Annotated in this window: 18 protein-coding genes and 1 pseudogene; 10 read left to right on the top strand and 9 right to left on the bottom strand. The window is 47.9% G+C overall.

The features are described from left to right. Nucleotides 1-1236 (bottom strand): dicarboxylate/amino acid:cation symporter, encoded by a 1236-nt coding sequence (locus BC343_RS07705; RefSeq protein WP_078347278.1) that lies wholly within the window; start codon nt 1234-1236, stop codon nt 1-3. Between the two features lie 201 nt (nt 1237-1437). Here BC343_RS07705 and BC343_RS07700 point away from each other — a divergent pair, with 201 nt between their 5' ends. After that, the gene (locus BC343_RS07700; protein WP_078347189.1) at nt 1438-2988 is read left to right on the top strand and encodes a M20/M25/M40 family metallo-hydrolase; all 1551 of its coding nucleotides are present in this window, start codon (nt 1438-1440) and stop codon (nt 2986-2988) included. An 81-nt stretch (nt 2989-3069) separates the two neighbouring features. On the opposite strand, the gene BC343_RS07695 is transcribed toward BC343_RS07700, so the two are convergent. After that, a complete protein-coding gene (locus BC343_RS07695; RefSeq protein WP_078347188.1) occupies nt 3070-3408 on the bottom strand; it encodes a type II toxin-antitoxin system VapC family toxin in 339 nt (112 codons plus the stop codon). Further along, nucleotides 3405-3623 (bottom strand): hypothetical protein, encoded by a 219-nt coding sequence (locus BC343_RS07690; RefSeq protein WP_078347187.1) that lies wholly within the window; start codon nt 3621-3623, stop codon nt 3405-3407. The genes BC343_RS07695 and BC343_RS07690 overlap by 4 nt, the downstream gene beginning before the upstream one ends. Before the next feature lie 76 nt (nt 3624-3699). Here BC343_RS07690 and BC343_RS07685 point away from each other — a divergent pair, with 76 nt between their 5' ends. Continuing rightward, entirely contained in the window at nt 3700-3996 is a 297-nt protein-coding gene (locus BC343_RS07685) for a hypothetical protein (protein WP_078347186.1), read from the top strand. Here the strand turns inward: BC343_RS07685 and BC343_RS07680 are convergent. Continuing rightward, nucleotides 3993-4343 (bottom strand): nuclear transport factor 2 family protein, encoded by a 351-nt coding sequence (locus BC343_RS07680; RefSeq protein ID WP_078347185.1) that lies wholly within the window; start codon nt 4341-4343, stop codon nt 3993-3995. The genes BC343_RS07685 and BC343_RS07680 overlap by 4 nt on opposite strands. A 107-nt stretch (nt 4344-4450) precedes the next feature. Between BC343_RS07680 and BC343_RS31940 the strand changes: the two are divergent. After that, nucleotides 4451-5479 (top strand): annotated as a pseudogene (locus tag BC343_RS31940) (LLM class flavin-dependent oxidoreductase). A gap of 311 nt (nt 5480-5790) precedes the next feature. Here BC343_RS31940 and BC343_RS07670 read toward each other — a convergent pair. From BC343_RS07670 to BC343_RS07650, 5 genes are all read right to left on the bottom strand, one after another. Beyond that, nucleotides 5791-6693, bottom strand: coding sequence for a metallophosphoesterase family protein (locus BC343_RS07670; RefSeq protein ID WP_078347184.1), 903 nt, complete (start codon nt 6691-6693; stop codon nt 5791-5793). A gap of 242 nt (nt 6694-6935) precedes the next feature. After that, nucleotides 6936-8018: a metallophosphoesterase family protein gene (locus tag BC343_RS07665; protein WP_078347183.1), complete on the bottom strand. Its 1083-nt coding sequence runs from the start codon at nt 8016-8018 to the stop codon at nt 6936-6938. A gap of 35 nt (nt 8019-8053) precedes the next feature. Beyond that, nucleotides 8054-10795, bottom strand: coding sequence for a response regulator (locus BC343_RS07660; RefSeq protein ID WP_143822096.1), 2742 nt, complete (start codon nt 10793-10795; stop codon nt 8054-8056). Between the two features lie 82 nt (nt 10796-10877). Then, on the bottom strand, nt 10878-12314 hold the full coding sequence (locus BC343_RS07655) for a DUF3863 domain-containing protein (RefSeq protein WP_078347181.1): 1437 nt from the start codon (nt 12312-12314) through the stop codon (nt 10878-10880). Between the two features lie 13 nt (nt 12315-12327). Next, nucleotides 12328-14172, bottom strand: coding sequence for a CocE/NonD family hydrolase (locus BC343_RS07650; RefSeq protein WP_078347180.1), 1845 nt, complete (start codon nt 14170-14172; stop codon nt 12328-12330). 516 nt (nt 14173-14688) lie between these two features. Here BC343_RS07650 and BC343_RS07645 point away from each other — a divergent pair. The 7 genes from BC343_RS07645 to BC343_RS07620 all read left to right on the top strand — a co-directional run bounded on the left by BC343_RS07645 (nt 14689) and on the right by BC343_RS07620 (nt 23492). Next, on the top strand, nt 14689-15699 hold the full coding sequence (locus BC343_RS07645; RefSeq protein ID WP_078347179.1) for a sensor histidine kinase: 1011 nt from the start codon (nt 14689-14691) through the stop codon (nt 15697-15699). Beyond that, a complete protein-coding gene (locus BC343_RS07640; RefSeq protein WP_078347178.1) occupies nt 15696-16457 on the top strand; it encodes a LytR/AlgR family response regulator transcription factor in 762 nt (253 codons plus the stop codon). The genes BC343_RS07645 and BC343_RS07640 overlap by 4 nt, the downstream gene beginning before the upstream one ends. Then, the gene (locus tag BC343_RS30710; RefSeq protein WP_143822095.1) at nt 16442-16657 is read left to right on the top strand and encodes a hypothetical protein; all 216 of its coding nucleotides are present in this window, start codon (nt 16442-16444) and stop codon (nt 16655-16657) included. The genes BC343_RS07640 and BC343_RS30710 overlap by 16 nt, the downstream gene beginning before the upstream one ends. A gap of 206 nt (nt 16658-16863) precedes the next feature. After that, nucleotides 16864-18201, top strand: a complete 1338-nt coding sequence (locus BC343_RS07635; RefSeq protein ID WP_078347277.1) for a TolC family protein — start codon at nt 16864-16866, stop codon at nt 18199-18201. A 4-nt stretch (nt 18202-18205) separates the two neighbouring features. After that, nucleotides 18206-19264: an efflux RND transporter periplasmic adaptor subunit gene (locus BC343_RS07630; protein WP_078347276.1), complete on the top strand. Its 1059-nt coding sequence runs from the start codon at nt 18206-18208 to the stop codon at nt 19262-19264. Between the two features lie 11 nt (nt 19265-19275). Then, nucleotides 19276-22404, top strand: a complete 3129-nt coding sequence (locus tag BC343_RS07625; RefSeq protein WP_078347177.1) for an efflux RND transporter permease subunit — start codon at nt 19276-19278, stop codon at nt 22402-22404. 80 nt (nt 22405-22484) lie between these two features. Further along, nucleotides 22485-23492, top strand: a complete 1008-nt coding sequence (locus tag BC343_RS07620; RefSeq protein WP_078347176.1) for a DUF6268 family outer membrane beta-barrel protein — start codon at nt 22485-22487, stop codon at nt 23490-23492. The last annotated feature ends 66 nt before the right edge of the window (nt 23493-23558 follow it).

Below are 23558 nucleotides of genomic sequence, written 5' to 3'. Positions count from 1 at the left end.
TCAACTTACAGAAGTTTTATCCTCCGGCACCAATTTCCCTTCCGCAAAGCGGTTAATCATCATAGCCGCTACGTTATCGCCTGTAGCATTCAACAAGGTAGCTACAGGGTCTATCAATGTACCGATGATAATAGCAGGCGGCAATGCTTCGGGCGGGAAACCGTAAGCCGAGATAAAAAGCAGCTCGCCTATGTAACCGCCATTAGGAATACCGCCTTCTACAATACTTACCAGCACCGTCATGCCCAGGGCAACGGCAATAACGCCCGGCCCATCAAACCCGCGGCCGAACATGGCAAATACCACCGCCATTTTCAGGATAGACGACACACTGGAACCATCTTTATGCAATGGCCCGCCAAGCGGAATGGTTATACCCGCTATCACATCGCTCACACCCATTTTTTTGGCTGCATCTATATTTGCAGGTATGGTAGCTATGCTACTGCAGGTGGCTACTGCTGTTGCCGAAGGGATAATGTTATTCCGCCAAAAGCGTTTTATCCCTTTAACTCCACCTGCTATAAAGGCATATATACTGTAAAATACTGCATAGTAAAACAAGCTTACCCCATATCCAATACCCAATGTATGCGCATAGGTTCCAAACAAAGCGGGGCCAAATTCAGCAACCTGGTAGGCAAAATAAGCACCCAAACCAACAGGCCCGGCTTTCATGATGATGATGAAAACTTGTTTAAAGGCTTCGTTACCCGCATTTAAGAACTCGCTGAAAGCCTTCCCTTTCTCCCCTGCCCTTAACGAACCAAATCCCACCAGTATGGCGAAGATGATCATGGCCAACATATTCTTACGCGAAAGCAGGTTGAAAAATTCGCTGGTGGTGAATAGCTGAACAATGGAATCGCCTGTAAACTTTTGGCCGGCTTCTTTGGATAGGTCGGCTGTTGCTTTGGCCATACTGTTATCCAGCGGCAATATCCACATGGCGGTAATGGTTAATATGGCTGCCATCAGTATCATTCCAAGGAAAACCGCCGTCATTACCCACATAATGCGGCTTAGCTTTTGCGTGCCCTGCAAATTGGCTATGGCCGATGCTATAGCAAAGAAAACCAGCGGTATTACGGCCACGAATAGTAGGTTCAGAAAGATATCGCCAACGGGTTTTAGTATTTCGGCATCTTTACCGAATATTACCCCTACCAGCGTTCCGGCCAAAATGCCCGTTAGTAGCCAAATTATACTGCTGTAGTTTTTTATCCAGTTATTCATAAAGTAAATGGTGGCCGCTGCCGGCAATGGTGAAAGGTATAAATTTTATCGCACTTATTGGGGCAGTTGCCCTTGTTGGGCATTTAATATGACCAAAGGTTTATGAAATTAGTTCGCTTCAACCTTAACGCTTTTCAGCCATTTTAATAATCCCACATTTATTAACTAACTTCACGCAAACAACCGCTTACACCACAAAACATGAAAAACTTTTATAAAAATTTAGCTGCAGCGGCCTGCCTGCTTTGCAGTTCGCCTTTGTTAGCACAGGTAGATACTGCTGCATTTAACAAGATACGCAAGGCCGAATTATCAAGCTCGCAAATTGAACAAATCGCGCATTACCTTACCGATGTTTCGGGGCCGAGGCTAACCAACTCTCCGGGCTATAAACGCGCGGCCACCTGGGCCATAGAAACCATGAAAAAATGGGGTTTAACTAATGCCGCCATGGAGCCATGGGGCGAGTTTGGCAAACAATGGGACCTGCAGGATTTCAGCATCAGCATGCGTGTGCCTTACGCACAAAGTATTATGGCATACCCCGACCCATGGAGCCCATCAACCAACGGACCACAACAGGCACAGGTTGCTCTGCTACCGGGCGAAAAGATGATGGATACCGTTTACCTTAAACAGCACCTGGCCGACTATAAAGGCAAATTTATATTGGTACATGGGGCTAAAATAAATACTTCTTCAAACTTTAAACCGTCGGCCCAGCGCCTTAGCGATACCGCGCTGGCCAATACCAAAGATACCTACATGGTATCGCACGCAGAGATAGAGCAATACACCGGCTTTTTTAAAATATTAGCGCGGGTTGATGCGCTGTTGAAAAGCTCGGGAGCTATAGCCATCATCAGCACCGGGCGCAACAACATAAACGGGACGGTATTTGTACAAGCCAACGGCGGTTTTAAAACTACTGATCCGGAGAACCTGCCAAGGATAAGTATATCGGTTGAAGACGGGCAGAAGATACGCAGGCTGGTAAGCGGCGGACAGCCGGTGGAGTTGGCGGTAAACATTAAAGCAACGCTTTCTACCGAAGATACCAAAGGCTACAATGTGGTTGCCGAAATACCGGGCACCGACCCTAAACTAAAATCGCAGCTGGTAATGCTGGGCGGGCACCTCGACTCGTGGACTGCCGCAACCGGTGCAACCGATAACGCTGCTGGCTGTATTGTGATGATGGAAGCCGTGCGCTTGTTAGATTCGCTGGGGCTGAAACCTAAGCGCACTATACGCATTGCACTTTGGGGTGGCGAAGAACAGGGTGTTTACGGGTCTTACGGCTATGTTAAAAACCACTTTATGGGTACCGATTTTAAATTGAAACCCGAGCAGGCGAAAGTATCTGTTTACTTCAATTTAGATAATGGCACCGGCAAAATACGCGGCATTTATACCCAGGGCAACACGGCAGTTAAACCGATGTTCGAGCAGTGGTTCGCGCCTTTCAAGGATCTTGGGGCAAGCACAGTAGCAAACAAAAACACGGGCTCTACAGACCACCTGTCGTTCGATTGGGCGGGCATTCCGGGCTTCCAGTTTATACAGGACCCTATTGATTACGAAACCCGCACCCACCACAGCAATATGGATAGCTACGACCACCTGCAGATAGATGACCTGAAACAAGCTGCCATTATAGTAGCATCGTTTGTTTACCAGGCAAGTATAAAACCGGAGATGCTGCCACGCAAACCTTTAGCGAAAGAAGTTTTTGCGTTTGACGGGATGTAGAAATAACTAACTTGAAAAGCCCTGTATTCTTGAAGGAATGCAGGGCTTTTTACATTTCCCAGGGGTTTATAAATTCCAAACCTAAATATTCTTAAAATCTGAAATATTTCTGGTTAGCAACGTGTAATCAAGCGTTAGTGCAGTAGCTGCTATAATAGCGTCGGGTAATTTTATACGATGAGCTTTGCACACTAATATAGTTCTCTCTACCACAGCCTCGGTTAGCCCTATAACATTGCTTTCGCCTATAAAATCCTCCAATACTTTATACGCGCCGGGTGTAGCGTTAAACCTCAATATTTCGATCTTAGAGACCACTGATAAGTTCGAGACATCGTCAACCACGTCGTTTAGCATGACCATCGCCTCAGCCGGTAACTTGTTATCAAGATAACCTATAACAACATTGGTATCGATCAAATATCTCTTTCCGATTCGTTCCTGCCTTGCGTTAACGCGTCCTGAAATTCCTGATACTCTTTATCTGAAAGATTGAGTGAACCGGCAAATCGTTTTGACAGTTTTTCTTTAGCACCGACTTTCTTTTCGAGCACAGTAATAATATCAAGTGCTTCCAAATCTTCGATCAATTTGTAAGCTTTCTCATTATTTATCTGAAGCAATACTGTATCCATGTGTTTCGCTTTATAGTCAAATATAACGTTTATCCGGCTTTATTTATGTTTCGAACATAAACAGATAATCTAAATTATGTTCGAAATACTTTTGGCACAACTTTGGTTAAACCCAAAGTATGAAAGTAGTATTCAAAAAAACAAAACCCGCAAAAAACGAGTCTTGCACTATAGTAAACCTGTTTGCAAAGAAGATAAAGGAATTGAAAGAGATACACTTTGTACTAACAACAGGGCATCGTGGGTTTATAGCGTAATTGAGCAACATATTATATCTGTAGGGAGAAAATTAAATTGCTTAGGCAATAGTTTTCAACTGATTCAGATGTTTTATTATGCCCTGATTGAGGGAAGAACGGGCAGTTCTTCTTAGTCAACCCCTACAACAAAGGCTTTCAAACTCGCCATTTTACCATCGCGGAAGCGCCATACATCGCAGTAAGCGTAATTTACCATTGCTCCGCTTTCATTCTTCATTCTGATGGTGCCGATGGCGGTTACCATTTCTCCCTCTGCAATTAATTGTTCTACGTTAAATTGTGGCGGTTCTATGTAATTGGCTTTCATGTATTCACGAACGGCCTCCTTTCCCTCCAAAGTTCTATCCCCAACAAATTCCCATATTACGTCATCTGTACAAAAATTAAGGAAGCCTTCGTTATCGCCGTTGGTTACAAACTCGTTTGCCCGGGTTAATATAGTTTTGTTATCTGTGTTCATAATAAATTAAAGCATCCGCTTTCCTAAAAGTTTCAGGCAACTCGACGACCGCTTGAAATTGACCCGGCAATTACCATTGTTGGCCAAAAATTATTGCAATTTGCAGTATGGAAATTGGAGTAGATAGTTTCGCCTCGGCGATGTATGGTTCTAATGCGTTAACACCTGTTGATGCCATGGAGCAATTGCTCGATCGTATTACACTGGCCGACGAGGTTGGCCTGGATGTATTCGGCATTGGCGAACACCACCGTAAAGAGTTTTTAGATTCGGCAACGGCCGTAATATTGGCTGCCGCTGCGGCGCGCACTAAGCGCATCAGGCTCAGCAGCGCCGTAACCGTATTAAGTGCCGCCGATCCGGTGCGTGTTTTCCAAAGCTTTGCCACGCTCGATTTGATATCCAAAGGCCGCGCCGAAATGGTTGTTGGCCGCGGTTCGTCGGTAGAAGCTTATCCTCTTTTCGGTTTCGACCTGGATGATTATGATGCCCTGTTTAGCGAGAAACTTGACTTGCTTTTACAAATACGCGATAATGAGTTTGTGAACTGGAATGGAAAATTCCGCGCGCCTATCCCTAATCTGCCTGTTTACCCCCGCCCTTTACAACAGAAACTACCGGTTTGGCTGGGCGTTGGCGGCACGCCGGCATAGTTTGTAAGAGCCGGTACTTTAGGTTTGCCTTTGATGGTAACCATCATCGGCGGCAATACCAGTCGGTTCCGCCCCTTGGTAGATCTTTACCGCGAAGCCGGCGCACGTGCAGGCTTTAAACCCGAGCAATTAACGGTAGGGCTGCATTCGCCGGGCTTTGTATCTGATACCAACGCAAAAGCCGTAAACGAATATTACCCCGGCTACGCCGAACTATGGACCAAACTTGGCCGCGAACGCGGCTGGCCGCCCGTAACCCGCAACCAGTTCGACCACCTTGTTGGACCCGAAGGTGTATTGATGGTTGGCGGACCAAGACAGGTTGCCGAAAAACTTCTGCACCACAGCGAAGCACTCGGTGGAGTTGACAGGTTCACCTTTCAGATGGACAATGCGGGATTAACGCATCAGCAACTAATGCATTCTATTGAACTTATAGGGAAGGAAGTTATACCGTTGGTGAAAGTTGGGTTAGAAGCTTAATTTGGCGTAATTAATTTGACCATCCCATCGGGATGAAAGGTCGGTAGAAATACAGCCCCTCAATATCGCGCCGTTGGGTGCGAAACTGGCGATGTTGCATACCTAACGGCATGCTAATAATGTTTTCTATTATTGATCTACCGACCTGTTGCACCGCTGGTGCAATGGCTTCAACATCACATTAATAACATCGATATACAGTACCCGCTCGTGATAACCCCTGATCTGCAACAAAACCGTCTCTATCCTTGAACGACAGCTCCCCGGACTTGCAACTTCGTATTTTTGACTTTTAACTTTTGATTTTTGACTTAATACTTAACGTATTGCTCATCAAAACTACCATCAGCATAAAGGTCTATCAAACCATATCCCGGATAAGTTTCGCGGCGATTGCCCTCCCACCACGAGCCGCTTACGGCGCCGTTACAGATATAGGTTACGTTGTTGTATACCAGCTTTTCGCGCAGGTGGATGTGCCCGCTGAGGCATAGCTTTACGTTGGGGTATTTATAAAAAAGGCTGATGATCTTGGAGGTATCGGTATGCATATCGCCCCCCAGCATGGTCCATTTGTTTACAATTTCGTCTTCGATGAGGTTAGTGGCTGTGAGGATGGGGATATGCGTCATTACCAGCACGGCCATTTCTACAGGTGTGGCTTTCAGTTCGTTTTCCAGCCAGGCAAATTGTTCATCGCCCAGTTTGCCAATGTACCAGGTATCGTCTACATCCAGGTGAACACTATCGAGAATAATGAACTTCCAGCCCTGTTGCGTAAAACTGTAATAAGGCTTAGGCATCTGTAGTTGTTCCAGCGCATATTTTTTGCCGTATAAGGCCTCGCCTTTGCCATCTTCGTACCACCAAATATCGTGGTTACCCAAACAGTACTTAACGGGCAAGCCGTTCTCGTTCTTCATCAGGCTGCGCTGTAGTTGCCATTGTTTGTTAATGGTGCCAATGTTTTCCTTGTTCATGTCGAACACGATATCGCCGCCGTTAAGAATAAAGTCCACTTTAGCATCCTGCTGCTGAATATGGTGCAGGCAGCGGGTAAATTTGGAGGGAGCACCGAGGTCGTTTTTGAGGTGGACGTCGGTAATATGAGCCACCCGGAGGACGGGTTTTGCCGGGGTGGTAACTATTGATGGGTTAAAGGCCGGCAGCATTAAAGCCGCGCCGATGCTTTTAAGGGCCGATCTGCGTTGCATATCCTTTTAGGTAAACTGATGCAAGTTACCCACCCAATAAAAAGTAATGATAAGCCCCGCGTTAACAAAAAAGAAAGTATCGCGGGCAATCGCCGCCAACATAAACCCCGTGTGATGCTTCGGTTAAATGTTGTTAACAAGTGTTATTAACCTTAAATTTCTGCTTACTTTTACATCGAAGTATTTAAAGCGGGGCTGGCCGGCAGCATTTTATAGGTTCGATTCCTTACCCGCGTCTACCATTAACTAACCGCTATCTCGAACCTGTCTGCCACCTCGCCGGTATACAGGTAATATTCCCCCTTAATGGTTACGCCCTGCCCTGTTTTCTCCACTGCAATTTTCAGGAAGCCATGTTTATCATCGCTATAATCCTGTAATTCAACATTTGTTAACAGCGGGCTATCGGGTGTGTAATTAGGGTCGTTCTCGCCCACCAGCCAATGCAGCTCGTCGTACCCTCCGGCACCTGCAACTAAAAAAGTAAGCGGCTTACCTTCGGGATATTTGTGCTGAAAGCGCTGGTAATTGTGCACGTGGCCACTGGCTACCAAGTCGGGGCGGATGCCGGTTTCGGCAAATACGCCTTCTAATAATTCTATCATCGGCAGGCTGCAACCGTGGTTAAAATCGGCAGTGTAGGGAGCGTGGTGTATGGCTAATATCATAGCCTTGCCGGGGCGTTGTTTATCTGCCCATTTCAGCTCTTCTATCAGCCAGTTGCGTTGCTCATCGGTAACTACGCCAAACTTGGGCACGTTACTGTGCATGCCAATAATGTTGGCCAGTTCGGTCTCCAGCGTCCAGTAAATATTGGGTTGTATGCTGCTTTGGCGTTTGGTATCGCCTCCGAACGGAACAGCTTTATGTTCGGTAGCGCAGAAAACGGTTTTGAAAGCATCGAGGCTTTTATAAGGTTGCGCTGCAACAGGGTTCACATCGCTATCATGGTTGCCGGCAATGGCATAAACCGGGCCGGCGTAATTCTCGTAAGGCTTAAAAAATTGTTCGGCATATTGGCTTGCTTCGCCGTGGTTATAAACAATATCGCCCAGGTGGAAAAGAAATTGCGGGCGCTCATCGCCTGTTAATTCCTCGCATTGCGCTGCCATAACCGAGGCTACTTTATGCTGAAAACCTGTATCCCGAAAGCCCCCCGTATCGCCCACCATGTGGAAAACCAGTTTATCGGCACCTGTGGCGGGGTGGCTTAAATGGTATGGGTGTTGGCCTGTAGGCGGCGGTACGGGTAGGAATTTAAAAGAATCATCCGGCACGTTCAACTTAAATACCGGGCGGGGCAAACGTTTAGGGTTGTTTTGCATGCCCGCAAGTTACAAAACTATTGTTAAGCCAATGTTTAGCTTGCCGTAGCCAATTGCGACATGCGGCCCAGTACCTCCAGCAGCGCTTCCAGCTTTACGGGTTTGGGCAAATAATCGTTCATGCCCACGCGAAGGCACTCCTCTTTATCCTCGTGCATGGCGTTGGCCGTCATGGCTACTATCAGCGGCTGATCAACGTTACTGCTGCGGATGAGCTGCGTAGCCTCCAAACCGTCCATCTCCGGCATTTGGATATCCATCAGTATCAAATCGTAGGGTTTTAGCTCCAGCATGCTCATTACCTCTACGCCGTTCTCGGCAAGTGCAGGCTCGTAACCTAATTTATTGAGGATACGGATGATAAGCTTTTGGTTGATGGCGTTATCCTCAGCAACCAAAATATCCAGCGGGTTATGCAGGGCGAACGAAGCATCGAGCAGGGTTTGCACGGGCTGCTGCGGTGCGCTTTCGTAATGGGCAAGCGCCTGCAGTATGGATTTCCCAAGCTGCTGCTGGCGGACCGGCTTGGTGAGTATTGATGAGAACAGCCCTGGGTAGCGTTGCTTGCTTTCGTCGCCAATAGAGCTTAGTAAAACAATCGGTAACTTGGGATGTTGCCTGTGCAATTGTGCAGCCAACATGGCTCCATCCATCTCAGGCATTTGCATATCGCTCACTACCAGATCGAACTGTAGCAACGATGCCAGCTTCAGCGCTTCGTCGCCCGATGTAGCCAACGTTACGCGCAGTTTCCATTGCTCCAGTTGCAGTTTTAGTATTTTACGGTTGGTTTCGTTATCATCAACCACCAGAATATGCTTGCCGGCAATACTATGCATGGTAAGCATAGCCTCGCCGGTTGCGGGTGTTGTGCCAACTTCTGCACTAATATTAAAATGCATGGCCGTACCCTCGCCAAAAGTGCTTTCGGCATGTATATCGCCCTGCATCAATTGCACCAGCCTTACGCATATCGCCAAACCAAGCCCGGTGCCTCCGTATTTGCGGGTGGTAGAAGAATCTACCTGCGAGAAGGCACTGAACAAGCCCGGAAGTTTATCCGCAGGGATGCCAATACCCGTATCGCGTACTACAAAGGCCAGCTGCACGCGGCCCTCGCCGGTTTGCTCTGCTTCCACACTCAAAAACACTTCGCCGTTGTGGGTAAACTTAAGCGCGTTGTTCAGCAGGTTTATCAATACCTGTTTCAGGCGAAGGCTATCGGCTACCAGGTTTAGCGGAACCTGCGGATCAATGTGATATATCAGGTCGATACCGCTACGGGCTGCGGGGCCGGCAAAAATATCCATTACCTCTTCAATACATTGCTGCAAGTCAAAATCGTGCGGGTCCAGCTCCAACTTGCCCGATTCTATCTTCGAGAAATCGAGGATATCGTTTATCACCGTCATCAGGTTTTCGCCGCTGTTACGGATGGTTTCCAGGTAATCGCTTTGCTCGGCATCCAATTCGGTTTCGCGCAGCAGGGCGGTCATACCCAATACACCGTTCATGGGTGTGCGTATCTCATGGCTCATGGTGGCCAGGAAGATGCTTTTTGCCTGGTTGGCCTTCTCAGCTTCCTCGCGAAGGCGGTGCTCCTGTTCCCGCTGGCTCATCAGTTCGTCGTTCACATCACGCAACTCTTCCGATTGTGCCTGCAACTCCTCGTTCATGGCCTGCATATCCGATGTTTGCTGATCCAGTTCGCGGATATGGTCGCGCAGCGTGGTTCTTAACAGGTTGAAATCAGAATAAAGTTTGGCTATCTCCCAGCTATTGGGCACAATGCCGGCATCAGAAGTAACAGGGCGGATATCATGAAAATCCGACTTAATGAAATCGGCCATCACCTTATTCAGCTTACTGATATCCTGCGTAAGGTGCTTAGAAAGCATATAACTCATCCATATCACCAAACAAAGCAACAGGCATGATGCTACGATCAGTATCGCTTTGAATGAGTCCATCAGTTCGGCGATTGATGCCTGAGCAACATTGTCGGCGGCGAGGTACTCACGGTTAAATTCGGCTATGCCCTGTAATGTTTGCGGCACTACTCCATGAGCGGTGTTGATACCCAATGCATGCGTATAACCTACCAGTGCGGAGAAGCATTGGCGGTAAGCCTTAAGAGCGATAGTATTTTCGTCGTTTGTAGGCGCTTTGGCTATCAGCGGCTCAATGAGCTCATAAAACTGTTTGGCGTAATCGTCTTCGCCGCGTAGCATAAAATCCTTTTCGTGGCGGCGTAATTGCAAAATATCATATTTGGCCACCCTGCCCGAATCCTCCAGCCAGTGGGCATGCTTGCGCATTTGCCCTTCCATGCCATAGTTTACAAAGCCTTTTTGAAAATATAGTTGTTTTAATTCGGCACCCGATGCCAAGGTTGATGCCGTAAGCCGGCTGAGTTTTTCCAAATGCCCGCCAACAGGAATATCGTTGGTGTTAGCCATGCCCTGCAACTGTTTTAATTGCGTTTGCAAATTACGTTGCGAAGACAGAAAACGGTCGATATCCGGCTGTGCGCCGTTTTTGTAGAAAGCCGCTTCATGATAACCCGACAGCATAAATTTTTGCAGATGAGCGGTACTGGCCAGGTATTGCACCTGCACGGCCGTTAAGCGGTTGCCGTATAAACGCAATTGCTGCTGATGGTGGTCTACCCACAAATAGGTAAGCACCCAAATAATAAGGATGAACAGAAAGGACAGGAAGCTGCCTAACAGCCGTATCCGGAACGATTTAATTAAGGAAATAAATAATGCTCGCACAAAGCATTATACGTAATTACGTGTTGGCGGTTAAGCAATAACGTGTTATGAAATTGTTAAGGATTTCAAATACAGCCTTTCGCTACTTCAACAAGCCCGGGTAATACTTCCCTATCAATTCCTTTTCCCCGTTCGTTAGTTCACTTATTAAAACCGGTTTATCCTGCGGGCGCACACCTTTTTGGTTGAGGCGGTTCATCAGGCTCCAATCCTTTACGGGCTTCTCGGGCGATGGGTCGGCGGGTTCGGTAGCCGGGAGGTCGTAGCGGGTAAAGTCTACCACCATTTCGGGGCCTTCTTTATGCCAGTTGCGCACCGTTGCCAGCCGGAACTCGCGGTTCATGTACCATTTTATTTCCTTATCGCCCCAGGAGTTGCCTATGCCCAGCCCGCGCTCTTCGAAGCGGTAATTCCATTGGCTATTGTCGTTGTAGTGGGCGCGCCATAATTCGCCGTACTCGCCAAAGGTTACAAACTTCACGTCGGGCCAGCGCTGCACGGTGCCGCTTATCCATTTATCTAAAGCCCGGTAAGCCAGGGTATCGTCCCAATTTTTGCGTTCGGCTATCTTCACCAAGGCAGCTTCCCATATATTGGGTATCCAGCCGAAGCCGTTCAACTCAAAACCCTTATCGAAGTGCAGAGATTGCGTATGCATTACCGACAGGTGGCCTATATCCAGCCCCCAATCGCCATAACTTTCGATAGGTCCAACGCCACGCCTACTGGCGGCACCATTAAAAGGCGTGGTACCCCACACGTTGCCGCTTTGTAGTGCGCAAAGGAAATCCACACTCCAACCATCCAAATTCACGCAATCAATGAAGTCGGCTTTGCCTTGCGCGGGTTTACAAAAATGTTCTTTTGAGGGATAGAAAGGGTACGACGGCGAACCATCTGCCCCGCCCCCATCGGTTTCGTGCTGGCTCCATATCACCGCATGCGCCACGTGGATATTCTCTTTTTCAGCAAGGTAAGCCAGGTTGTTGGCCGATAAAAAGCCGCCGATTATACCCTTTGGGCGATAACCGTTGCCCGCTACAGCTGTTATGCGTTGCAGGGCTTCGGTCATTTCTTTATTCACGCGCTCACGTGGCAGGTACATGGCCGGAAAATAGCCGGGGAAGTAAGATATTTCGTCACCATACTTCAGGCGGCATTCGGCAACATACTTGCGGATATCTACATAATTCTGGCGTTTATCTTCCAACGCGTTCAGCGTAAAGCCCCAGGTAATGCGGCCGCCCGGTGCGTTTTTGGCAAAGGTTTCGCGCAGGGTACGCACCACTTCAAGCGTATGCGCAAAGGCCTCGTCGCGTTTAATGAGTTTAACATCGCGCGATACCTCCCAGGGCGAAGTGCGTATCATGATGCAAAAGGTGACAAAGCGGTTGCCCATCAGTTGCAGCGGTTCGTTACCCTGTAAAAAGTTCATGGGCGCGGCTTTGCCTATCAATGGCGCAGCAAGCGCAGCGGCACCGGTTAGCAGGGTATTTTTGCAAAAATCTCGTCGTTGCATAAAGCGATATCTTTTAATTCAGAACCGGCACTACCAGTTTAGAACTGTTTTGGTAAATTTTGATGGTTTCCTTTACAAAGTCTTTGTCCGATGCCTTGTTTATATCCACAAACTTTTGTGGGTTACGATCGGTTAGCGGGAACCAGGTGCTTTGTATCTGCACCATTATTCGGTGCCCTTTCTTGAAAGTGTACGCCACATCGGGCAGGCTGAATTTTACCTGTGTTGGCTTGCCGGGCACAAAAGGCTCGGGTTTTTCAAAACTATTGCGGAATTTGCCGCGCATGGTTTCGGCACGTACCAGCATCTGGTAACCCGCCATGGTGTACCTGGTATCGGGGTTGGCAGGGGCATCGTCAGGCAATACATCTATCAGTTTCACAATAAAGTCGGCATCTGTACCCGAAAGTGCTACCATCAGGTCGGCAGTAAGCGGGCCAGCCAGGGTAACATCTTTATCTAAAACATCGGTTTCATAACTGAGCACATCGGTACGGCGTGCGGCAAAGCGTTGGTCGTCTACCATGTACTCGCGCGTGCGGTACGAGCGCACCCGTTCCTCGTACGGAACAGGTTTAGATGGGTCGCTCTCGTAAGTATCGTAACCTGCTCTTATGTTAACCACCGGTTTGAACGACAGCTTGCCACCCGTCTGCAGGTATAAATTTGTAGATTTGGTGTTGCTAAGCGGCCACTCTTTAAACGAGTGCCATTTATTTTCGCCCGAGAAAAATATGGTGGCTTTGCTCAGCGTATCGCTCCCCTTGCCCTTCAGGTAATAATTGAAGAGCGGCACTTCCAGGTCCTGGTAATAGGTTGATGTATTGCTATCGAACTTCACGTTGCCCAAATGCGTACCATCTTTACTTGCCCATTGCCCGTGGTACCATGGCCCCATTACCAGTTTGCTGGTGGTTGCCGGGCTTTTTTGCACCAGCGCTTCGTAGGTTTTCCAGGCACCGTAACCATCTTCGGCATCAAACAAGCCGCCGGTTATCAGCATGGCGGGTTTTACATCTTTTATCCCGGCTCGGGCATCGCGTGCCTTCCACCAGGCATCGTAATTAGGGTGCTCCATCATATCGCTCCAAAACTTCATGGTATCGCCGCTAAGTTTTGTAAGGTTGGGCATTGCACCCATTTTAAGGTACCAGGCGTAATTATCGGCATAATGAAGCGGCACACCTTTGCGCGGCTGTACCGAAGGCTGCCTGCTTGGAGCGCTGAAGCCATAACCAACATGAAAATCATAGGCATCCGTCAGCATCATTACGCCGTTATGGTGGTCGTCGTCGCCAAAAAAGCGGTCGGTAACCGGTGCTTGCGGGCTCACCACCTTTAGCGCCGGGTGGCCGCTTAAAGCCACCATAGTAGCATAAAAGCCGGGGAATGATATACCTATAGCGCCAACATTGCCATTGTTGCCGGGCACGTTCTTCACCAGCCAGTCGATGGTATCGTAACTGTCGCTGGCCTCATCAATATCTTTATTTGTTTTTTTATTGGGGTTGAAGGGCCGCACCACCTCAAAAACACCCTCGCTCATAAATTTACCGCGAATATCCTGGTTAACGATGATGTACCCTTCGCGGAAATACCGCATCATGTAGTTGCCCCAATACCCTCTGAATTTTTCGCCATACGGGCCTACCGAATACGGTGTACGGGTAAGCAATATGGGGTGCTTCTCGGCATTATCCTTAGGGATATACATGGAGGTGAACAGCTTAACACCATCGCGCATGGGGATGCTTACTTCTTTTTTTGTGTAATTATTCACCAACCAAAGCGAATCGGCATTTTGTGCCCAAACGGCAACGGGCGATAACAGCAGTATCAGAAGGGCTAATTTTTTCATTTTGGGAACGGGTAAAAGTATGGGCTTAAATATAAGGCGGGCAGGGCGGAATACGAAACGGAAAACTTCAAGGTATCGAGGAGAAAGGTAATAGCATAGAACCGGAACATAGCTTACTAATACTATTTGACCATAGCGATAGGTTTAAAACCCATCGCTATAATTGGAACGCCCATCCAGGCGTCCACGCCTGGATGAAAACACTTGTGAGCGTCCACGCTCACGAATTTCGCCAGCGCAGACGCTGGCAGACAATAACATTCAGGCGTGGATGCCTGAATGGGCGGTTAACAGTTTAGAAACCGGACATAGCTTACAAACATTAATTGACTATAGCGATGGGTTTGAAACCCATCGCTATAATGCAATTTCCTCTGCCTGCTCGCAACCCGTAGGGCAAACACTGCGCAAAACACGACTTCCCCTTTCATCTTGCCCTTTGTCCGTTTCATTCCTCAATTTGTCCGCCTGCTTTCCGGCTGCCTGTAGCTACGTTTTTTTACGATACATTTGTATATGTATAAAACCTACCACATACGCTGGTGCATAACGCTTTGCTTTATTATACTGGTGAGCAGCCTGCTTTTGAGGCAGGTAAACCCGGTTGAAATTGCTGCATGGGAATACATCAGTTTTCTGTTCAGGTTGTTTTCAACCACTTTTGTTTGCTGGCTGATACACGGGTATTTCCTGCTGCACAACATGCCGGCCATCAACAAGTTCAAGGTGGTAGTAAGCAATTTAGCGGCTATGGCAGCGGTATCGGTTATGGCAGAATTTTTCACGCGCTATTTGCCCGAAATGCATTTTCACGATGCGCCAACGTCGCCAAATCCGCTTGCCAATTTGTTGGTGCATATTATGAGGGCGTTTTTCCTCAGCATTATTTGCTACGTGGTTTTCTACAGTGTTAACACCAACGCGGCGCTGCAACAATCTAAGATAGAAAATCAGCTATTAGAGCAAGCTCACCTGCGGGCGCAACTCCTATCGCTGCAGCAGCAAATAAGCCCGCATTTTATGTTCAATTCGCTGAGTACGCTTAAAACCATTGCTACCGACCAGCCTACAAAAAACTACATCGTGCAGCTGGCATCGGTTTACCGCTATGTGCTCAACTTTAACGAACATTACCTCACCAACTTGCAAAACGAACTCAACTTTATCCGCTCGTACCTGTACATCCTTGGCCAGCGTTTCGAGGAGGCATTGCAGGTAACCATTACCATACCCGATGAGCACCTGCAATACCAGATACCGCCCCTATCTTTACAATTATTGGTAGAGAACGCCGTGAAACACAACACCGTATCGCCCGACCAGCCCCTGCATATCACTATCACTACTACCAATGCGCCATCGCTAATTGTAGAGAACAACTTTCAGCCCAAGAAAACACCCGAAGAAGGCACCGGAACGGGCTTGAAGAATATAAAAGAGCGCTACCGCCTGCTGATGAATAAACCTATCGAAGTAGAAAACACCGGGGGCAAATTTTCGGTTACTTTACCATTATTAGCCAAATGAGAGTAGTTATTATTGAAGACGAAAGCAAAACCGCCAAAGAACTGAAAGGCATGCTGGAGGAACTGGACAGCGACCTCAACGTGCTCGCCATGCTCCCTTCGGTAGCTGCTGCCACCAAATGGCTGCGCGAAAACCCGGCACCCGAACTTATCTTTTCAGATATACAACTGGGCGATGGCTTGAGCTTCGAGATATTCCGCGAGGTGCAAACCGATGCCCCGGTTATTTTCTGTACCGCTTTTGACGAGTACGCCATCCGCGCTTTCGAATCAAACAGTGTGGACTACCTGCTGAAACCCGTAACCGAGGATATGCTGGAGCGTGCGCTGGAGAAATACCGCCGTTTCCGCGGGCACCTCATCGGCAATAACCAGTATGCGCAAAACCTCAACAACGTGCTGGCGCAGATGGATACCAGCTACAAGCAAAGCCTGCTGGTGCATTACCGCGAAAAAATTATACCTGTAAAGGTGGCGGATGTGCACTTCATCTATGCATCAAACGGGAATGTACACATCCACACCGGGCAAAACACAAGTTACCCTGTGCAGTATACTATTGAACAGTTAGAAACCATGCTGAACCCGAGGCAGTTCTTCCGCGCCAACAGGCAGTTCATCATCAACCGGGATGTGATAAAAAACATTGAGCATTATTTTAACCGTAAGCTTTTTGTAGCCACCAATTATGATACACCGGAGCGTATTATCATCAGTAAAGTGAAAGCACCGGCATTTTTGAATTGGATGGAGCAGTAGTGCGTGAGTTTGTAGAAAGTGTGCATCAGCCAAAAGAAGCTTCAATGTACCGGAGGGACTACCTGTTTGTAGTAGCACAAAAAATAAACCCAATAATTGCCCCGTTAGGGGTTACCCAATTAGACGGCTACTTTCCACGCTCAGGGGTAGCACCTACGGCGCACAACTATCCTTTTGACGACAGGGCTACAAACAGGTAACCCCTAACGGGGTATATAAAACATGTAGCAATATCGCGCTTTCACGAATGCGCTTAGAGGTGAGTCAACCAACCAAGCGATATACCCTCCCCCCTTTGTCCGTTTCACCTTCCCTTTTGTCCCGTTCATTCTCAATTTCTCTATAGCAGGCGCATCGCCCGGTAATTTTGCCCGCACTAAGCCACAAATAAATGCTTAGCGCGATCATGAGAAAAAGAATAGCAATTGCCATCATCTGTCTTTTTCCGTTCCCCTTGCTTGCCCAGCAGCAATGGAATTTGAAAGAGTGTATAGATTACGGCTTAAAAAACAACCGCAGCAACGCGGTATACGACAACGAAAAACGCATTGCCGACGCCAAAGCCAAAGAAGCCCTGGCCGATTACCTGCCCAAGGTAAGTGTAACGGGTAGTTTCGACGACAACCTGAAGGTGCAGCAATCCATTATCCCTGCAGGGGTTTTCGGTCCCGACCCGGTGCGGGTGGCCTTTACGCAAAAGTTCAACACCAATGGTACCGCCCAACTCGACCAAACCATTTACGACCAGGCGCTGCTGAACGGACTGAAAGCCAACAAATACAACAAACAGCAAGCCGACCTTAACGTAAAGCAAAATCAGGAAACGCTGATATACAACATCAGCAACGCCTATTACCAGATATATGTTTACCGCGAGCAACTGCGCCTGCTGAAAGAGAACCTCGATAGCTACCGCAAGCAGATGGATATATCTAAACTGCAGGTGCAAAAAGGCGTTACCCTGCAAAAAGACCTGGATAAGGTTACGGTAGACTATAACAATGCCACCTCGCAAATTCGTGTTGCCGAAAGTAACCTTACCCTTGCCCAAAACCAGTTGAAATACGAAATGGGCTACCCCATTGCCGATGTACTACCGGTAGATAGCGTATCGCAACAGGATGCTGCCGTGGTGCCTGCCGAAATTGCTACTACCGATAATTCATTTACAGTAGCCAACCGTACCGATTACCAACTATCACAGGTAAATTCAAAACTTTTAGAGATTGACGAAAAACGTATTAAAGCAGGCGCACTGCCAAGGTTAACCGGTTACGTTCGTTACGGTGCAGTAGGTTTCGGTAATACTTTAGGCCCCGCTTTTAGCGATTTGAACCCCTTCTCGGCAGTTGGTTTGAAATTGACCATTCCGTTGTTCGATATTTTTAAACGGAACGCGCAGTACAATCAGGCCAAGTACAAAACCCTGAACGCGGCCGAAAACCTGAAGCTTGACGAGGGCAAATACCAGATGGAGTTTGAGAATTCGCGCACCAAGTTATTAAAAGCGCAAACCAACCTGAGCAACGATAAACGGAATATAGAACTGGCAGAATCAGTTTTCAGGACCACCGACCTGCAATACAAAAAAGGCGTTACCACCCTCATAGACTGGATAACCGCACGCAACTCTATAAAAGACGCACAGAATAATTACCTCAACTCGCTTTACAGCTTTTACCAGGCCCGGTTAGACCTCGAGAAAGCGAATGGCAGCCTTAAAACATACTATAACTCACTTTAACATCATGAAAAAGAAATATACCGTTGGCCTTATCATCTTCATCATACTGGCGCTTATTGTATGGAGGCTGGCATCAAACAAACACACTTTAGATAAAAAGAAAGCGCCCGAACTGGATACAGCAGTATCTATCCCCGTAAAGGTATCTACTGCTAAAGAGCAACCGCAGGAAGTTAGCCTGGTAAAAACCGGTAGCCTTGCTCCGTTTAAAGAAGCCAAGGTGCTGGCTACCGCAGGCGGAACCATACAGCAACTACGTTTTGAATTGGGCGACCATGTAGACGAAGGACAAGTATTAGCCATAATTGATACCCGCCTTGCCCAGCTTGACCTGCAAAAAGCCGAAAGCAATGCCGCCCGCCTTAAACGCGACCTGCAAACCTATACCGAACTATTGCAGGGGCAAGCCGCCACGCAGGAAAAGGTGAACGAGATAAGGCAGAACTATACCGATGCTGCCAACCAGGTAAACCAAATTAAAAAGCAAATTGCCGATGGCGCTATAAAAGCCCCAACCGCTGGTACCATATCTGAGAAACTGGTAGAGCAGGGTGTTTTTGCCAATGCGGGCACGCAGATAGCTACTATTGTGAACCTGTCGCAAGCCAAGGTGCAGCTTAACCTTACCGAGATGGAAGTTTACCAGGTGAAGCAAGGGCAACCAGTGAAGATAACGACCGATGTTTATCCGGGGCAAATATTCAATGGGCGCATAACTTTTATCAGCCCGCAGGCCGATGAAACGCACAACTACAAAACCGAAATAATTGCCGACAATAAAGAGAGCGCGGTACTGCGTTCGGGCACTTTCGTGTATGCCGATTTCTCGCGCAAAACCACCCAAAACATTCTGCTGATACCACGCGAAGCCTTAACGGAAAGTATTAAGGATGCCAGCGTTTACGTAGTGCAAAATGGCGTGGTGCATCAAAAGCCCATAAAAACAGGCGTAGAGTTTAACAACATGATACAGGTTACAGATGGTTTAAAGGCCGGCGAGGTGGTTGTAACATCGGGCCAGATAAACCTGAAGGACGGTAGCAAAGTAAGTATTTCTAAATAAAACGAGCAGCCATGTCTATAACAGAAATTGCCGTTAAGCGGCCCCTACTCATCATAGTAATATTTACGGTGCTGTTCATTTTTGGTGCACGCTCCTACTTCAGCCTCAACTATAATTTGTTGCCGAAGATAGAGGTGCCCACCGTAACCGTAACCACTATATACCCCGGTGCAGCAGCAGCCGAGGTGGAAACATCTGTAACCAAAAAGCTGGAAGATGCTTTTTCATCTGTAGAAGGTTTGGATAAAATTACCTCCACCTCGCAGGAAGGCGTATCAAGCGTGGTAGTGTCGCTGAAAAGTGGTACCGACATTGACCAGGCCGAACGCAACATACAGCGCAAGGCCGACCAGGCCCAAAACGACCTGCCCGACGGGATAGACAAACCCATCGTAAACAAAATAAACCTGGAAGAAGTACCGGTAATAAAAGCCGGCGTAACATCGCAACGCTCGCCGCGCGAATTGTACGATTTTGTGGATAAGCAATTGCTGCCCCTGCTGCAAAACGTTGCCGGCGTAGGCCAGGTAAACATCATAGGCGGCGACGAGCGCGAGATACAGGTAAACATTAACCAGGATAAGCTAAAAGCCTACGGATTGGGCATTGAGCAGGTGACCAATGCACTGGCAAAAGCCAATCAATCGTACCCGGCAGGTAGTATCGAAACGCGCAACCAGCAGCTATCCATCCGCTTTGATGCCAACGTAACTTCGGTAGAGCAGATACGCGGACTCATCATACAACAGCGCCCCAAAGCAGGCAGCATTTACCTGAAGGATATTGCCGAAGTGGTTGATGCGACCGCCAAAACCACGGCTATTAACCACATCAACGGTATACCATCCATAGGTGTGCAAATCGTTAAGCAAACCGATGCAAACGCCGTAGATGTAAGCGAACTGGTGAAAAAGAAATTTACCGAGATAGAAGCACAATACAAAAACGAAAAGCTGAAGTTCAGCATCTCGTCCGACCAAAGTATTTACACCCTGCGCTCGGCAGATGGTGTAATGGAGGACTTGGGCTTGGCCGTAGTCATCGTAGGTATTGTGATGCTTGCCTTTTTGCACAGCTTCCGCAGCTCGATGTTCGTATTGGTGGCGCTGCCATCGTCTATCATCCCAACGTTTATCCTGATGTATTTTATGGGTTTCTCGTTAAACCTGATGACACTGATGGCTATGTCGCTGGTGGTAGGTATTTTGGTGGATGACTCGATTGTTGTATTGGAAAACATTTACCGCCACTTAGAAATGGGTGCCGATAAAGAAAAAGCAGCCTTAGAAGGGCGTAGCGAAATTGGCTTTACTGCGCTGGCCATTACGCTGGTGGATGTGGTGGTGTTTTTGCCCATCGCTTTTGCTGGCGGTATCATCGGTAACCTATTGCAGGAGTTCTCGCTGGTAGTGGTATTCTCTACGCTGATGAGCTTGTTCGTATCGTTTACGGTTACGCCTATGCTGGCCAGCAAGTTCGGCAAGGTAGAGCACCTGAACGAAAAAAGCCTTTGGGGTAAACTCAACCTCGGTTTCGAGCGCTTTTTAGATACCCTGAAAGAAGATTACGGTAAAATATTAGCCGTTGTACTGCACAAAAAACGCTGGCTGCTGGGCGGGGCTATCGTGCTTATTATTGGCGCTATCGCCTTGGTGCCTGCGGGCTTTATCGGTGCTGCTTTCATCCCTACTGCGGATAAGGGCGAACTCATCATCTCGCTGGAACTGGAGCCATCGGCATCGGTTTATCAAACCAACATGCTTACCCAGCGTGCCGAAAAAATGATAATGGAGCAGCCCGAAGTTACCGAAGTATTCTCGAGCGTGGGCTTTGTAACGGGCAGCGTTGCCGGTGCTACCAATAACAGTAACCGCGCCGAAATTACCATTGCTATGGTGGATAAGAACGATAGGAATATTTCTGCCGAGGATTTCGGGATGAAGATGCAAAAGAAACTGAGTGCAGTTATCCCGGGGGCAAAAATAACATCGGTACCAACCTCTATATCGGGCGGAGCCAACCAAACACCTATACAGATAGCCATTAAGGGTGTTGACCTGAAAGCCGTGCGCGAAGTAGCCGAAAAATATAAAAACATCGTAGCCTCGGTACCGGGTACCCGCTTTGTAGAGCTATCGGTAAAAGACCAAAAGCCACAGGTGGAAGTAAACCTGAACCGCGAGAAAATGACGCTATTGGGTATTGATGCCAGTCAAGTTGGTGCTGCCCTGCAAAACGCCTTTAGCGGTAACGATAAAAGCAAATTTAAGCAGGATGGCAACGAGTACGACATCCTCATCGGCTTGGATAGTTACGACCGCTCGGGCATCAACAATGTGCGCAACCTGTCGTTCACCAATAACGATGGCCAAACCTTTGTATTGAGCCAATTTGCCGATGTAACCGAAGGCCTTGGCGAAAGCGTATTGCAACGCAGCGACCGTATGGGTTCTATCACCGTGAACGCTAACGTTGCAGGCAGGCCAACGGGTTCGGTTACTAATGATATCAAACTAAAACTCCCATCGGTGAAACTGCCTGCGGGTATCACGGTAGAGTTCTTAGGCGATGCCAAAAACCAGGCGGATGCTTTCGGAAGCTTGTTCTTTGCGCTGGGCGTGGCCTTTGTGCTGGTGTACCTTATTATGGTGGCCTTGTACGAAAATGCCATTTACCCTTTTGTGGTGCTCTTCTCTGTCCCTGTAGCGCTGGTTGGTGCTTTACTGGCACTGGCGCTTACCATGCAAACGCTTAACATCTTCTCGCTCATTGGTGTAATTATGCTATTGGGGCTGGTATCTAAAAATGCTATTTTGATAGTAGATTTTGCCAACCACCTGAAAGCACAAGGCCACAATGTAAAGGATGCCCTGGTAGAAGCCGGTAAAGAACGCCTTCGCCCCATATTGATGACCACCCTGGCCATGATATTAGGTATGCTCCCCATAGCAATTGCCAGCGGTGACGGTGCCGAAATAAAGAACGGCATGGCATGGGTTATTATAGGCGGCTTAACCAGTTCTATGATACTTACCCTATTTGTGGTCCCTGCCATGTACCTCATTGTAGAAAACCTGATGCTGAAATTTAAAAAGAAACCCGCTAACAATAGCGGTCAACTCAGCTTGGAAGCCCATTAACAACAATTAAATATATCCCGGAGCGGGGCACTTGATTTGCCCCGCTCCATTTTTTAGCCCATCCTACCCTACTACTTATTATGAAAAAAACACTCTTTACCATGTCGGCATTATGCCTGATGTCTGCCATGGCATTTGCTCAAACCGCGCCCAATGCTGCAAGGCAAAAAATGATAGATTCGATACGCAACGCTGCCATTGCCGAGGCCGCCAAGGCAAACCCCATGCTGCGGCAATTGCATATTTCAACAGATATTATTTCGCAGGGCGATATCAATGGCAAACTCTACGGCGACCCTCTGTTTAAAGGCCGCGCCAGCACCATCCGCACCAATATGGCCTTCAATATCCCGCTGAAAACCTGGGGTAAAAACTCGCTTTCGGCATCGTTGAATTATTTTCAGCAACGGATAGAGATAACCGATGTGGAGAGCTTTAACCCGATAGTTGGTAACGAAGACCGCATCTTCAATAAATCTACCGTTGGTTTCTCGGCTGCCTTCCAGCGGAGGGATTCGTTATTTGGGCGCCCGGTGTTTTTAATGGCCAGCGTGCTAGGCGTAACCAACGAGGCAAGCTCCATCAAACGGCTTAGCTACCTGGGTACAGCCATATTCCCGCTGAAGCAAACAGCGAAAACACGTTACTCGGTGGGCTTGATCATCAACATCGACCCATCTTTGAAAGTGCCTGTTGTCCCCTTTTTTACCTACTGGCATAAATTTGATAACGATATAGAACTGAATGTAAACCTGCCGCGCCAGCTGGGTTTACGTAAAGCATTCTCAGATAATTTCTGGGGTACGTTCGGCACCTCGTTATCCGGTTCGGTAGCTTTCTTTAATATCAATAACCCCACCCTGCCCAACGATGTCAACTACACTACTATCGACCTCAAAACCGGCCCGGGTATAGAATACCGCTTTGCCAAGAAGTTTATATTCGGCGTAAGCGGCGGCATATTAACGCCTCTTTCTTCCCGCGTTTTCGACCGTAACAAAACCTCCAGCGATTATTTTATCAACAACAAACTGAGCAACGTACCTTATGTGAATTTCAGCTTATCCTTGCTGCCGTTTTTGAGGTAAAAAACTGCAAAAAGCCCCTTAAAACGCTAAAAACGATACTTTGGTGCTAATTTTTGAGACGCTGCG

This window comes from Mucilaginibacter pedocola, from assembly GCF_002013915.1.
Classification (GTDB): domain Bacteria; phylum Bacteroidota; class Bacteroidia; order Sphingobacteriales; family Sphingobacteriaceae; genus Mucilaginibacter; species Mucilaginibacter pedocola.
This window is presented reverse-complemented; position numbering and strand designations above follow the sequence as displayed.

Excerpts from the sequence above, each read along its gene's own strand:
- BC343_RS07625 (WP_078347177.1), top strand. The coding sequence starts at position 19,276 with ATGTCTATAACAGAAATTGCCGTTAAGCGGCCCCTACTCATCATAGTA.
- BC343_RS07650 (WP_078347180.1), bottom strand. The coding sequence starts at position 14,172 with ATGAAAAAATTAGCCCTTCTGATACTGCTGTTATCGCCCGTTGCCGTT.
- BC343_RS07690 (WP_078347187.1), bottom strand. The coding sequence starts at position 3,623 with ATGGATACAGTATTGCTTCAGATAAATAATGAGAAAGCTTACAAATTG.
- BC343_RS07655 (WP_078347181.1), bottom strand. The coding sequence starts at position 12,314 with ATGCAACGACGAGATTTTTGCAAAAATACCCTGCTAACCGGTGCCGCT.
- BC343_RS07680 (WP_078347185.1), bottom strand. The coding sequence starts at position 4,343 with ATGAACACAGATAACAAAACTATATTAACCCGGGCAAACGAGTTTGTA.
- BC343_RS07635 (WP_078347277.1), top strand. The coding sequence starts at position 16,864 with ATGAGAAAAAGAATAGCAATTGCCATCATCTGTCTTTTTCCGTTCCCC.
- BC343_RS07620 (WP_078347176.1), top strand. The coding sequence starts at position 22,485 with ATGAAAAAAACACTCTTTACCATGTCGGCATTATGCCTGATGTCTGCC.
- BC343_RS07700 (WP_078347189.1), top strand. The coding sequence starts at position 1,438 with ATGAAAAACTTTTATAAAAATTTAGCTGCAGCGGCCTGCCTGCTTTGC.
- BC343_RS07670 (WP_078347184.1), bottom strand. The coding sequence starts at position 6,693 with ATGCAACGCAGATCGGCCCTTAAAAGCATCGGCGCGGCTTTAATGCTG.
- BC343_RS07640 (WP_078347178.1), top strand. The coding sequence starts at position 15,696 with ATGAGAGTAGTTATTATTGAAGACGAAAGCAAAACCGCCAAAGAACTG.
- BC343_RS07630 (WP_078347276.1), top strand. The coding sequence starts at position 18,206 with ATGAAAAAGAAATATACCGTTGGCCTTATCATCTTCATCATACTGGCG.
- BC343_RS07645 (WP_078347179.1), top strand. The coding sequence starts at position 14,689 with ATGTATAAAACCTACCACATACGCTGGTGCATAACGCTTTGCTTTATT.
- BC343_RS07705 (WP_078347278.1), bottom strand. The coding sequence starts at position 1,236 with ATGAATAACTGGATAAAAAACTACAGCAGTATAATTTGGCTACTAACG.
- BC343_RS07685 (WP_078347186.1), top strand. The coding sequence starts at position 3,700 with ATGTTCGAAATACTTTTGGCACAACTTTGGTTAAACCCAAAGTATGAA.
- BC343_RS07665 (WP_078347183.1), bottom strand. The coding sequence starts at position 8,018 with ATGCAAAACAACCCTAAACGTTTGCCCCGCCCGGTATTTAAGTTGAAC.